Source organism: Luteimonas sp. RIT-PG2_3, assembly GCF_054902115.1.
The window spans coordinates 220,394-232,703 of record NZ_JBUBPF010000002.1; the positions used below are offsets into that span (position 1 = coordinate 220,394).

At 69.5% G+C, this 12,310-nt stretch carries 10 protein-coding genes; 6 read left to right on the forward strand and 4 right to left on the reverse strand.

The window, feature by feature from the left end; translation table 11 throughout:
• Positions 1 to 80 precede the first annotated feature (80 nt).
• From ACYX7E_RS03840 to ACYX7E_RS03865, 6 genes are all read left to right on the forward strand, one after another.
• Positions 81 to 1,373 (forward strand): sugar MFS transporter, encoded by a 1,293-nt coding sequence (locus tag ACYX7E_RS03840; RefSeq protein WP_462079234.1) that lies wholly within the window; start codon positions 81 to 83, stop codon positions 1,371 to 1,373.
• Between the two features lie 105 nt (positions 1,374 to 1,478).
• Complete coding sequence (locus tag ACYX7E_RS03845) at positions 1,479 to 2,564, forward strand: LacI family DNA-binding transcriptional regulator (protein ID WP_462079235.1); 1,086 nt, start codon at positions 1,479 to 1,481, stop codon at positions 2,562 to 2,564.
• A gap of 3 nt (positions 2,565 to 2,567) precedes the next feature.
• Entirely contained in the window at positions 2,568 to 3,632 is a 1,065-nt protein-coding gene (locus ACYX7E_RS03850; protein ID WP_462079236.1) for an SIS domain-containing protein, read from the forward strand.
• Positions 3,633 to 3,661: 29 nt separating this feature from the next.
• Positions 3,662 to 3,799: a hypothetical protein gene (locus tag ACYX7E_RS03855; RefSeq protein ID WP_462079237.1), complete on the forward strand. Its 138-nt coding sequence runs from the start codon at positions 3,662 to 3,664 to the stop codon at positions 3,797 to 3,799.
• 20 nt (positions 3,800 to 3,819) lie between these two features.
• The gene (gene nagA / locus ACYX7E_RS03860; protein ID WP_462079238.1) at positions 3,820 to 4,977 is read left to right on the forward strand and encodes an N-acetylglucosamine-6-phosphate deacetylase; all 1,158 of its coding nucleotides are present in this window, start codon (positions 3,820 to 3,822) and stop codon (positions 4,975 to 4,977) included.
• Complete coding sequence (locus tag ACYX7E_RS03865; RefSeq protein WP_462079239.1) at positions 4,974 to 6,068, forward strand: acyltransferase family protein; 1,095 nt, start codon at positions 4,974 to 4,976, stop codon at positions 6,066 to 6,068. Before nagA ends, ACYX7E_RS03865 begins: the two co-directional genes overlap by 4 nt.
• A gap of 67 nt (positions 6,069 to 6,135) precedes the next feature.
• Here the strand turns inward: ACYX7E_RS03865 and ACYX7E_RS03870 are convergent, their stop codons facing one another.
• The 4 genes from ACYX7E_RS03870 to kdpB are packed head-to-tail and all read right to left on the reverse strand — an operon-like array spanning position 6,136 to position 12,304.
• Entirely contained in the window at positions 6,136 to 6,879 is a 744-nt protein-coding gene (locus tag ACYX7E_RS03870) for a response regulator (protein WP_462079240.1), read from the reverse strand.
• A complete protein-coding gene (locus ACYX7E_RS03875) occupies positions 6,866 to 9,529 on the reverse strand; it encodes an ATP-binding protein (protein ID WP_462079241.1) in 2,664 nt (887 codons plus the stop codon). The genes ACYX7E_RS03870 and ACYX7E_RS03875 overlap by 14 nt, the downstream gene beginning before the upstream one ends.
• 4 nt (positions 9,530 to 9,533) lie before the next feature.
• Positions 9,534 to 10,199: a potassium-transporting ATPase subunit KdpC gene (gene kdpC / locus ACYX7E_RS03880; protein WP_462079242.1), complete on the reverse strand. Its 666-nt coding sequence runs from the start codon at positions 10,197 to 10,199 to the stop codon at positions 9,534 to 9,536.
• A gap of 11 nt (positions 10,200 to 10,210) precedes the next feature.
• A complete protein-coding gene (gene kdpB, locus ACYX7E_RS03885; protein WP_462079243.1) occupies positions 10,211 to 12,304 on the reverse strand; it encodes a potassium-transporting ATPase subunit KdpB in 2,094 nt (697 codons plus the stop codon).
• Between the last annotated feature and the right edge of the window lie 6 nt (positions 12,305 to 12,310).

Here is a 12,310-nt window from a genome sequence, read left to right on the forward strand (position 1 = left end):
ACAACGTTAGTCATCGCATTCCCCACAAGACAGGAATGGGGAGGCCGGTCCGGGCCCTGTCCATAGAGGAGATGTCCACGATGTCAGCTGTCGAAGGCGCTGCCGCGCCGTCCTCCCCGCAGGCCCGCCCGATCGTGTCGATCGCGATCATCGGCGTGCTGTTCTTCATCTTCGGCTTCGTGACCTGGCTCAACGGGCCGCTGATCACATTCGCGCAGCTGGCCTTCGAGCTCGACGAGGTCAACGCCTTCCTGATCCTGACGGTGTTCTTCCTGTCGTACTTCTTCCTGGCGATCCCGTCGTCGTGGATCCTGAAGGTCACCGGCATGAAGAAGGGCATCGCCGTCGGGCTGTTCGTCATGGCCATCGGCGCGGCCCTGTTCGGCGAGTTCACGACCCAGCGCTGGTATCCGGGCGCGTTGTCGGGGCTGTTCGTCATCGGTGCGGGGCTTGCCGTGCTGCAGACCGCGGCCAATCCCTACATCAGCATCCTCGGCCCGATCGAGAGCGCCGCGCAGCGCATCGCGGTGATGGGCATCTGCAACAAGCTGGCCGGCATCCTGGCGCCGATCATGCTTGGCATCTTCGTGATGCGCGGCATCGGCGACCTTGCCGCGCAGGTCGAGACCGTCGACGAGGCCACGCGCCAGCAACTGCTGAATGCCTTCGCCGCGAAGATCCATACGCCGTACATGGTCATGGCCGGGCTGCTGGCCCTGCTGGCGGTGGGCGTGTTGTTCTCGCCATTGCCGGAAATCCGCGCCTCCGAAGTCAACGCGGCTTCCGGCGCGCGCGGCGACCGCGGCAGCGTGTTCAAGTACCCGCACCTGTGGCTGGGCGCGCTGTGCATGTTCACCTACGTCGGCGTCGAGGTCATGGCGGGCGACGCCATCGGCACCTACGGCCACGCGTTCGGGCTGCCGCTGGACCAGACCAAATTCTTCACCTCGTTCACGCTGGGCGCGATGCTGGTCGGCTACGTGGTCGGCCTGCTGATCATCCCGCGCTGGATCTCGCAGGAGGCCTACCTGAAATGGTCGGCAGTGCTGGGCGCGCTGCTGGTGGTCGCGGCCTACTCGACCGATGGCTATGCCTCGGTCGCCTGCGTGGCCGCGCTGGGGTTCGCGAACGCGATGATGTGGCCGGCGATCTTCCCGCTGGCGATCCGCGGCCTCGGCCGGCATACCGAACTGGGCTCGGCGTTGCTGATCATGGGCATCGTCGGCGGCGCGATCATCCCCCGGCTGTTCGCGATCATGAAACAGCACTACGACTTCCAGGTCGTGTTCCTGCTGCTGATGCTGCCGTGCTACCTGTACATCCTGTTCTTCGCGCTGCGTGGCCACCGCGTCGGCCATGCCGCCGCCCGCTGACGCGCCGACGGACGGACCCGCCGCCGCGCAGGCACGCTGCCGTGCATGCGGGACAATGATGTCCCTCCTTCCCCCGCGCCTGCCAGGCCCACAGCCCCCGAGATGATGGACGACAACGGAAACAAGACCCGCAAGCCGACGATCCGCGACGTGGCCGAACGCGCCAAGGTGTCGCTGAAGACCGTGTCGCGGGTCATCAACAACGAGCCCTCGGTGCTGCAGGGCACGCGCTCGCGCGTGCTGCAAGCGATCGCCGACCTCGACTACGAGCCTGATCCCTCGGCGCGCAACCTGCGCAGTTCCAATGCGTACGTGATCGGGCTGGTCTACGACAACCCCAACCCGTACCACATCATCGGCATGCAGAACGGCGTGCTGTCGGCCTGTCGCGAGACCGGCTTCGGCCTGCAGATTCATCCCTGCGACTCGACCTCGCCGCTGCTGGTCGAGGAGCTGATCGAATTCGTGCAGCGCTCGCGGCTGGCGGGCCTGGTGCTGACCGCGCCGATCTCCGAGCGCATGGACCTGATCGAACGCCTGGCCGCGCGCGGCATCCGCATGATCCGGATTATTGCTGCCGCCGAGGATCCCAAGGACGGCCACGCCTGCGTCTATGTCGACGATCGCGATGCCGCCTACGAGGTCACCGAACACCTGATCCAGCTGGGCCACCAGCGCATCGGCTTCCTGTGGGGCGGGGAACAGCATCTGTCGAGCTCCGAACGCTACCTGGGCTACGAGAAGGCGATGACCGAATACGGCATCACCCTCGACAAGCATCTGGTGATCCCGGGCGACTACACCTTCGACGATGGCTTCCGCGGTGCGCGCCGGTTGCTGTCGCTGCGCGATCCGCCGACGGCGATCTTCGGGTCCAACGATGAAATCGCGGCCGGCGTGCTCGCGGCGGCGAAGTCTGCCGGCATGAACGTGCCCTACGACCTGTCGATCGCCGGCTTCGAGGACAGCCCGTTCTCGCGCCAGTCGTGGCCGGCCCTGACCACGGCCAAGCAGGCCACCGAAGACATCGCCCGGCATGCGGCGCGCATGTTGATCGCCGGCCTGCGCCAGGAGGCCGACCTCAAGCCCGACGCCACCCACAACCACGGCTTCGTGCCGCAACTGGTCGTGCGCGGTTCCACCGCGCCGATGCGACCGCGCGCACCGAAGCCGCCGACCCAGGACGCATGACCGATGTCCGCGACCCCTTTCCCGCCCGCTGACGTACACACCGGCACGGTCGACGAGACGTCCACGTGGATGTTCCGCGAGGCCGCGCAGGCCGGCGAGCTGATCGCCGCGCAGTTCGCCCGCAACGAGGCCGTGGTCACGCAACTGGCCGCGCGCCTGCGCGCCGCGCCGCCGCCGTTCGTCGTGACCTGCGCGCGCGGCAGCTCCGACCATGCCGCGACCTATGCCAAGTATCTGTTCGAGACCCGGCTGGGCATCGTCACCGCCTCGGCGTCGCCGTCGATCGGTTCGGTCTACGAAGTGCCGCAGCGCCTGCAGGGCGCGCTGTACCTGGTGATCTCGCAGTCCGGCAAGAGTCCCGACCTGTTGCGCAATGCCGAGGCCGCGCGCGCGGCCGGCGCGCACGTGGTCGCGCTGGTCAATGTCGAGGACTCGCCGCTGGCGCAGCTGGCCGACACGGTGATCGCGCTCAATGCCGGCGTCGAGCGCAGCGTCGCTGCGACCAAGAGTTACCTGGCCTCGCTGGCGGCCATCCTGCAGCTGGCCGCGCACTGGTCAGCCGATACCACTTTGATCGCGTCGCTGGATCTGCTGCCGGCGGCGTTGCAGGCGGCGTGGCGCTGCGACTGGACGCCGCTGGTCGATGGCCTGGCGCCGGCGCACAACCTGTTCGTGCTCGCGCGTGGCCTGGGCCTGGGCGCGGCGCAGGAGGCGGCGCTGAAGTTCAAGGAAACCTGCGGCCTGCATGCCGAGGCCTACAGCTCGGCCGAGGTCAAGCATGGCCCGATGGCGCTGGTCGGTGCGGGCTTTCCGGTGCTGATCCTGGCGCAGCCGGACGAGACCGAGGCCGGCACACTGGCGCTGGCCGAGGAATTCCGCGCGCGTGGTGCGCAGGTCTGGCTGGCCTCGCCGCACGGCAACCTGCCGGTCGCACCGGCGCCGCATCCGGCCAGCGCGCCGTTGCTTGCGGTACAGAGTTTCTATCGCGCGATCAATGCGTTGTCGTTGCGGCGCGGGTTCAGCCCGGATGCGCCGCCGCATCTGAACAAGGTCACCGAGACGGTCTGATGGCGAGGCGCCTGATGGTCGAGAGTCTGATGTTCGAGAATCTGATGTTCGAGAATCTGATGTTCGAGAATCTGATTCGGGAAGGTCTGGTCGCGATGGGTCTGGAAGGACGTGTGGGGCATCGTGCCGATGCGATGCCGCGTGCCGTGGGGAGCGTGCTGCGATGAGGGTTGCACCGGGAGAGGACATGCAGGACGGATTCGCGCTGGTCAACGGTCGCGTGCTGACCGACGATGGCTTCCGCGACGGTCTGGCGGTGCTGGTCGCCGATGGCGCGATCACCGCGATCGTCGCCAGCGACGATGCGCGCGTGCAGGCGGTGCGACGTGTCAACCTGCAGGGACATACCCTGCTGCCGGGTTTCATCGACCTGCAGGTCAATGGCGGTGGCGGCGTGCTGTTCAACAACACGCCGACCGTCGACGGCATCCGCACGATCGCGCAGGCGCACCGGCGCTTCGGCACCACCGGCCTGCTGCCCACGCTGATCAGCGACGATGTCTCGGCGATGCGCAAGGCGATCGACGCCACCCGCGACGCGATTGTGCAGCAGGTGCCCGGCGTGCTCGGCATCCATCTCGAAGGGCCGTACATCGCACCCGCACGCAAGGGCACGCACGACGCCACGACCTTCCGTGTCCCCGATGCCGACGAGATCGCACTCGCCGGGTCGCTGGACAATGGCGTCACCCTGCTGACCCTGGCCCCGGAGCAGGTCCCCGCCGAGGTCGTGCGCGCGCTTGTGGCGCGTGGCGTGGTCGTGGCCGCCGGCCATACCGCCGCGACCTACGATGAAGTCCGGACGGGCCTCGCCGCCGGCATCCGCGGCTTCACCCATCTCTACAACGCGATGTCGCCGCTGCAGGGGCGCGAGCCCGGCGTGGTCGGCGCCGCGCTGGACGACCCGGACAGCTGGATCGGCATCATCGTCGACGGCGTACACGTGCATCCGGCCAGCCTGCGCGTCGCCATCGCCGCCAAGCCGCGCGGCAAGGTCTTCCTGGTCACCGATGCGATGCCGCCGGTCGGTGCCGACGATCCGAGTTACGTGCTCTATGGCGAGACCATCACCGCGATCGATGGTGTAGTGCGCAATGCCGCCGGTTCGCTCGCGGGCTCGGCCCTGGACATGCTGACCGCGGTCCGCAACACCGTCGAGCAGCTTGGCCTGCCGCTGGACGAAGCCGCACGCATGGCCGCGACCTATCCGGCCGCGTTCGTCGGCCTGGGCGCCAGCCATGGCCGCATCGCCGTGGGTTGCCGCGCCGACTTCGTGCTGCTGGACGATGGTCTGGATCTGCAGGCGACCTGGATCGGTGGGCACTACCAAGCCGCGCAGGCATGAGCGCGGCGCCACGCTACGCATCGGTGGATGCGTTGCGCGGCCTGACCGTCGCCGCGATGCTGCTGGTCAACAATCCCGGCGACTGGGGCCATGTCTACGCGCCGCTGCTGCATGCGCCATGGCATGGCTGCACGCCGACCGACCTGGTGTTCCCGTTCTTCCTGTTCATCGTCGGTGTGTCGATCGCGCTCGGCGTGGTGCCGCGTCTGGATGCGGGTGTCCGCGCGGGTATCGACGTCAGTGCGGGCCGCCGTCGCCTGATGGGTGCGGTCGCCACGCGCGCACTGCGGATCGTCGCGATCGGGCTGCTGCTGCAGCTGCTGGCCTGGTGGTGGCTGGATCTCGCGCACTATCGGCCCTACGGCGTGCTGCAGCGCATCGGCCTGTGCTTCGCGGCTGCCGGTGCGCTGGCGCTGTACACCCGTGCGCGCATGCAATGGATCGTGCTGGCGGGCTTGTTGCTCGGCTACTGGGCCCTGCTGCTGGCCGGCGGCAGCCTCTCCCCTGGACAGGACATCGGCAGCCGCATCGATACCGCACTGCTGGGAGCATGGCTGTATCGCTTCGATGACGGCAGCGGACTCGGCTACGATCCCGAAGGCCTGCTGTCGACGTTGCCGGCGATCGCGACGACGCTGCTCGGCGTGCGCGCCGGCCAGTGGTTGCGGCAGGGGCGTCTGCGCACACTGGCGATCGCGGCGCTGTCGGCCCTGATCCTCGCCTGGGTCTGGTCGGCCTGGTTGCCGTTCAATAAGACGCTGTGGACCTCGTCGTACGCGCTATGGACCGGCGGCTGGGCGATGCTGGCGCTGCTGCTGTGCCACCTGTGCGTGGATCGCTGGCACTGGCCGGCGATCGGTCGCAGCTTCGGCGTCAATGCGATCACCGCCTATGCCGGCGCTGCGGTCGTGGTCTATGCGCTGTTGGCGACCGGCCTGTGGGGATGGCTCTATCAGCGCGGCTTCGCCGGCTGGATGACGCCGCATGTCGGGCCGTACCTGCCATCGCTGGCCTTCGCGCTGGCGTATGTCGGCATCTGGTGGGTGATCGTCGCGTGGATGGACCGACGGGGCTGGCACCTGAAGGTGTGAGCACCTGTTCAAAGCGCGGATTGCGATTCGCGGCCATGGCCGCTCCCGCATGCTGGATGTGTCGCCCTCAGCGCTCGCGCCTGTCGCCGCCGGCGATGAAGCGCAAGCCTACGCCCGGTTCGGTCGCGATGTAGCGCGGGTCGGCGGCGTCGTCCTCGAGTTTCTGGCGCAGCTTGCCGACCAGGATCCTGACGTAATGGGTGTCGTGCTCGTGGCTCGGGCCCCAGATCTCGCGCAGCAGTTGCGGTTGCGTCACGACCCGGCCGGCGTGCCTGAGCAGCAGCACCAGCAGCGCGTACTCCTTGCGGCCCAGCGTCAGCAGCGCGCCATGCAGGCGAACCTCGCGGCGGACCAGGTCGATCTGCAGGCGGCCGTCGTCGAAGCCCTGCGGTTCGTCGGCGGCCTGGCCGTGTTGGCGCAGCAGCGAACGTACCCGGGCCATCAGCTCCTGGGTGCCGAACGGCTTGGTGACGTAGTCGTTGGCGCCTTCATCCAGCGCCGCGACCTTCTCGGTCTCGCCCGCGCGCACGCTCAGCATGATCACCGGCACCTGCGTCCATTGCCGTAGCGCGCGCAGGACGTCGTGGCCGTCGCGGTCGGGCAGTCCGATGTCGAGGATCACCAGGTCGGCGCCGTGCATCGCCAGCGCCGCGAGACCTTCCTCGCCGGTCGCGGCCAGCGCGACGCGATAGCCCTGGGCGCGCAAGCTGATGTCGAGGAACCGGCGGATCTGCGGCTCGTCGTCGACGACCAGCACATGTGCCGGCGCCGATGGAGTCGCAGGTGTTTCGCCGGGCTCAGTCCGACTCACGTCGCGGCGCCGGTGACGGGGGATCGAGCAGGGGCAGGGTCATGCGCACCAGCGTACCGCGTCCGTCCTCGCCGGACATCGCTTCGACGTTGCCGCCGTGCGCGCCGATCATGCCGCGGCAGATCGCCAGCCCGAGGCCGGTGCCCTGGCGCCCGCGATCGCCGCGCTCGACGCTGTAGAACATGTCGAAGATGCGGCTGCGCTCGTCTGCCGGGATGCCCGGGCCGTGGTCGCGCACGTCGATCTGCAACTGCCTGTCGAGCAGGCGCGCAGCGATGTGGATCGGCGCGTCGGGAGGCGAGAACTTGGCTGCGTTCTCGAGCACGTTGAACAGCGCCTGCTCGATCAGCGCGGGATGCACCCAGATCGGCGGCAGGTCGGCGGCCAACGCGATCTCGAACCTGACGTCGGGCTGGTATCGGCGCAGGCGCCCGCTGGCCGAACCGACCAGTTCGTCGACGCCGATCCAGTCGCGGTTGAGGCTCAGGCCGGCATGCCCGAGCCGGGTCATGTCGAGCAGGTTCTGGATGTAGCGGTCCAGCCGGTCGCCTTCCAGCAGGATGGTGTCGAGCAGGCTGCGCCGGTCCTCGGCGCTCATCGCATCGGCGTAGCCCGACAGGCTGCTGGCCGATCCGATCATCGCCGCCAGCGGCGAGCGCAGGTCGTGCGAGACCGACGACAGCAGGGCCGAGCGCAGGCGTTCGGTCTCGTTGCTGACGCGCGCGCCTTCAAGGTCGGCGACCAGCCGTGTGCGCAAGGCCGCCTGACCGATGTCATCGACCATCGCTTCGGCCAGCCGCCGCTGCTCGAACGTCAGTTGCCGGTGGCCGGTCGGGAACCGCAGCCCGACCACGCCGATGTCGCGGCGGTCGGCGGTGACCGGCAGGTACCACCATGTCGCCGCTGCCAGGGTGTCGGTGTAGCGTCCGGCAGGCTGCGCGTGCAGCCGCGACCAGTCCGCGGCCGCGCGGTCGATGTCGGCCAGGGCGGCGCCGGGTGTCAGCGTCGATGCGTCTTCGATCTGCACATGCGCCTCGACGCCAAGCGCGCGTTCCAGCGCGACGCGCCCGGCAGCGATGACCTGCCCCAGGTCGGCGGCGGCGCTCAGTTGCCGGCCCAGCGTCTGCAGCACCGTGGCGTGCGCGTTCGCGGTGCGCAGCGCCAACACCTGCATGCGCAGCTTCGAGGCCAGCCGGCCGGCGACCAGGGCGGCGGCCAGGAACAGCAATACAGTCACCACGCCGCGATGCGCGCTGATGTTGAACGTGAAGCGCGGCTCGATGAAGAACCAGTTGTAGCAGGCGAAGCACAGCACCGAGGTCGCGACCGCGGCGGCCATGTGCGTGCGCGACGCGATCAGCACCACCGCGACGATGAAGACCATCGACAGGTCGTTGAGGCCGGCGAAGTGCTGCGCGATCCACGCCACCCCGACCGCCGCGGCGGTGGCCGCCAGCGCCCAGGCCAGGTCGCGCATGGCCAGCACGCGTTCGGGACGCTGCCAGCGCCGTCGTGCCCGCGCACGCACGCCGGGCGTGCCGACGATGACCAGTTCGTACAGCGCGCCGCGTTGCAGCAGTTGCTGGGTCAGGGTGCGGTTGAACATGCGCGCGAACGGTCGCTCGCGGGTCCGTCCGACGACGATCGCAGAGACGCCGGTCTGCGCGGCATGGTCGAGCAGCGCGGCGGCGATGTTGGCGCCGTGCAGCACCTCGGTGTCGGCGCCCAGGCTGCGCGCCAGCGCGAACGCGTGGTCGAGCTCGCCCTGCCGCACCGCGTCGACCGGCCTGCCCGACTGCACGTTGACCACGGTCCACGGCGCATCGCGACGCTCGGCGATGCGGCGACCGACGCGCACCATGTATTCCGACGCGCCGAGGCCGTCGATGGCGATCAGCACGCGGCGGCGCAACGCCAGCCCGGGCAGGCCGCGCGCGGTCTGGGTTTCGCGCAGGTCGCCTTCGACATGGTCGGCGGCGGTCTGCATCGCCAGCTCGCGCAGCGCGCTGAGGTTGGACGGCGAGAAGAACGCCTGCAGCGCGCGCTCGGCCTGGTCAGGCAGGTAGACCTTGCCCTGGTGCAGGCGCTCGATCAGCTCGCGCGGCGGCAGGTCGACCAGGCGCAGGTCGCGCAGCCGGTCGAAGACCGCGTCGGGCACGGTCTCGCTGACGCGCACGCCGGTGATGCGGTGGACGATATCGTTGAGGCTTTCCAGGTGCTGGATATTGACCGTGGTGTAGACGTCGATGCCGGCGTCCAGCAGCTCCAGCACGTCCTGCCAGCGCCGCTCGTGGCGGCTGCCGGGCGCGTTGCGATGCGCCAGTTCGTCGATCAGCGCGATCGCCGGCCGGCGCGCCAGCAGCGCATCGATATCCAGCTCTTCCAACCGCCGGCCCTGATAGTCGACGCGTCGGCGCGCGACCGATGACAGTCCGTCGACCAGCAGTGCGGTCTCGGCACGGCCGTGGGTCTCGACGATGCCGATCACGACGTCGTGGCCCTGGCGTTGCAGTTCGCGTGCGCGCGACAGCATCGCGTAGGTCTTGCCGACGCCGGGCGCGGCGCCGAGGAAGATCGTCAGCCGGCCCGCCGCCTCGCGACGGAGCTCACCCGCCAGGGCATCGGCCTTCGCATCGCGGGAAGGGCTCATGCCGCTATTCTGCGCCGCGAGGCCGGGCAAGTGCAGCCGGCGCAGGCAGCGCATCGAGCGCGAGGTTCAGCGCCAGCACGTTGACGCGCGGCTGGCCGAACAAGCCCCACTGGCGGCCTTCGACGTGCGCGTCCAGCAGGCGTTGCAGGGTGGCCGGCGGCAGGCCACGCGCGGCGGCGACCCGCGCGAGCTGCAGGCGCGCGGCGGCCGGGGTCAGGTGCGGATCGATGCCGCTGCCGGACTGCGTCAACAGATCGCCGGGAATCGCCTGCACGGCCACGCCCTCGCGTGCGGCGACCGCGGCCGCCGCATCGTCCAGGCGTTGTCGCAGGTCCGGGTTGCTGCGCGCCTGGTTGCTGCCGGCCATCGCCATCAGGTCGTAGCCCGATGCCGATGGGCGCGGCTGGAAGTAGCGCGCGTCCGCGAACGGCTGCGCGACCAGGCGCGAGCCGACCACGCGGCCATCGCGTTCGATCAGGCTGCCGGTGGCCGCGTGCGGGAACAGGCTGCGGCCGAGTCCGGTGGACACCAGCGAGTACGCCAGCCCGAAGCCGAGCAGCGAGACCAGTGCCAGGCCAAGCGACGCGCGCAGCAGGGTGTGTACGGGGATGCCGGGCGGCAATGCAGTGAGGCGATTGGCGACGTGGTCATGCGTGACAGTTGTGTTCATGACGGGGTTCCTCAGGCGCCGACCGTGGCGACCAGCGCCAGGTCGATCAGTTTGATGGCGGCGAACGGCAGTACGACGCCGCCGATGCCATAGACCAGCATGTTCCGGCGCAGCAGGGCCGTCGCCGTCGAAGGACGGAAGCGCACGCCGCGGAGCGCCAGTGGGATCAGCAGCGGGATGATCACGGCGTTGAAGATCAGCGCCGCGACGACCGCGTTGGTGGGGCTCGACAGCTGCATCACGTTCAAGACCGCCATCGACGGGATTGCGGCGGCGAACAGCGCCGGCAGGATCGCGAAGTACTTGGAGACATCGTTGGCCAGCGAGAATGTCGTCAACGCGCCACGGGTGATCAACTGCTGCTTGCCGATGGCGACCACCTGCAGCAGCTTGGCCGGATCCGAATCCAGGTCGACCATGTTGCCGGCCTCCTTGGCCGCCTGCGTGCCCGAGTTCATCGCCAGGCCGACGTCGGCCTGCGCCAGCGCCGGCGCATCATTGGTACCGTCGCCAACCATCGCGACCATGCGGCCGCCACGCTGTTCGCTGCGGATGCGTGCGAGCTTGTCTTCCGGGCGCGCCTGCGCGATGTAATCGTCGACGCCGGCCTCGGCCGCGATCGCCGCTGCGGTCAGCGGGTTGTCGCCGGTGATCATCACGGTCTTGATGCCCATCGCGCGCAGCTGCGCGAACTTCTCCTGGATGCCCTGCTTGACCACGTCCGACAGTTCGATGACGCCCAGCACGTGGCGGCCTTCGGCGACGACCAGCGGCGTGGCGCCCTTGCGCGCGACCTGTTCGACGCGCGCGACCAGTTCGGCCGGGATCTCACCGCCCAGCGCCTGCACGCGCTGGGCGATTGCGTCGAGCGCGCCCTTGCGGATGCTGCGCGGCGTGCCGCGCGCATCGTCGAGATCGACGCCCGACATCCGCGTCTGCGCGCTGAAGGCGATGAAGTGCGCGCCATCGGGCGCCTCCAGCGTCTCGCCGGGCTGGCGCGCCAGTTTGACGATCGACTTGCCTTCCGGTGTCGGGTCGGCCAGCGAGGCCAGCAACGCCGCCGACCGCAGCAGGCCCGGATCGACGCCGGCCAGTGCATGCAGGGCGGTGGCCTGGCGGTCGCCATAGGTGATGGTGCCGGTCTTGTCGAGCAGCAACACGTCGACGTCGCCGGCGACCTCGACCGCCTTGCCCGATTTCGCCAGCACGTTCGCCGCCAGTGCGCGGTTCATGCCGGCGATGCCGATGGCCGGCAGCAGGCCGCCGATCGTCGTCGGGATCAGGCACACCAGCAGCGCGACCAGCAGCAGCGGATCGATGCGCACGCCGACGAAGCCAGCGATCGCAGGCAGCGTCGCGACCACGATCAGGAACGTCAGCGTCATCGTCGCCAGCAGCAGGCCGAGCGCGATCTCGTTGGGCGTCTTCTGCCGGTTGGCGCCTTCGACCAGCGCGATCATTCGGTCGAGGAAGCCCTGGCCCGGCGCCGAGGTGATGCGCACGATGATCTCGTCCGACAATACCTTGGTCCCGCCGATGACGCCGGAGCGATCGGTGCCGGCCTCGCGCAGCACCGGCGCGGATTCGCCGGTCACCGCGGCCTCATTGATCGTCGCCAGCCCATGCACGATCTCGCCATCGGCCGGCACGATCTGCCCCTCGGACACGATCACCAGGTCACCGGCCTGCAGCGCGGTCGCGGGGACTTCCACGGGGCTGCCGCTGTCTTCGATGCTGGCGATCCTGCAGGCGACCAGATCATTGCGCGCGCGCCGCAGCGACGCGGCCTGGCCGCGCCCGCGCGCCTCGGCGACGGCCTCAGCGAAGTTGGCGAACAGCACGGTGACCAGCAGCAGCGCGGTCACCGTGCTGCCGATGCCCGGCGCGGTCCATCCGCCCAGCGTCAGCCCGGCCGTCACCAGCGTGCCCAGCCAGACCACGGCCATCACCGGGTTGCGCATGGCATGGCGCGGCGACAGCTTGGCGAACGCATGCACGCTGGCCGCGCGCAGGCCAGCGCCGTCGAGTAGGGCCGGCCCGGTGCCGCGCACACTGCCGGCGTGGCGGGAGGCAGGCTTCGCGGCCTGTGGGGTATCGATGATCATCGTCTT

What these genes read in the sequence shown, in the direction of transcription:
- ACYX7E_RS03840 (WP_462079234.1), top strand. Translation starts at nt 81, where the DNA reads ATGTCAGCTGTCGAAGGCGCTGCCGCGCCGTCCTCCCCGCAGGCCCGC.
- ACYX7E_RS03845 (WP_462079235.1), top strand. Translation starts at nt 1,479, where the DNA reads ATGGACGACAACGGAAACAAGACCCGCAAGCCGACGATCCGCGACGTG.
- ACYX7E_RS03850 (WP_462079236.1), top strand. Translation starts at nt 2,568, where the DNA reads ATGTCCGCGACCCCTTTCCCGCCCGCTGACGTACACACCGGCACGGTC.
- ACYX7E_RS03855 (WP_462079237.1), top strand. Translation starts at nt 3,662, where the DNA reads ATGTTCGAGAATCTGATGTTCGAGAATCTGATGTTCGAGAATCTGATT.
- nagA (WP_462079238.1), top strand. Translation starts at nt 3,820, where the DNA reads ATGCAGGACGGATTCGCGCTGGTCAACGGTCGCGTGCTGACCGACGAT.
- ACYX7E_RS03865 (WP_462079239.1), top strand. Translation starts at nt 4,974, where the DNA reads ATGAGCGCGGCGCCACGCTACGCATCGGTGGATGCGTTGCGCGGCCTG.
- ACYX7E_RS03875 (WP_462079241.1), bottom strand. Translation starts at nt 9,529, where the DNA reads ATGAGCCCTTCCCGCGATGCGAAGGCCGATGCCCTGGCGGGTGAGCTC.
- kdpC (WP_462079242.1), bottom strand. Translation starts at nt 10,199, where the DNA reads ATGAACACAACTGTCACGCATGACCACGTCGCCAATCGCCTCACTGCA.
- kdpB (WP_462079243.1), bottom strand. Translation starts at nt 12,304, where the DNA reads ATGATCATCGATACCCCACAGGCCGCGAAGCCTGCCTCCCGCCACGCC.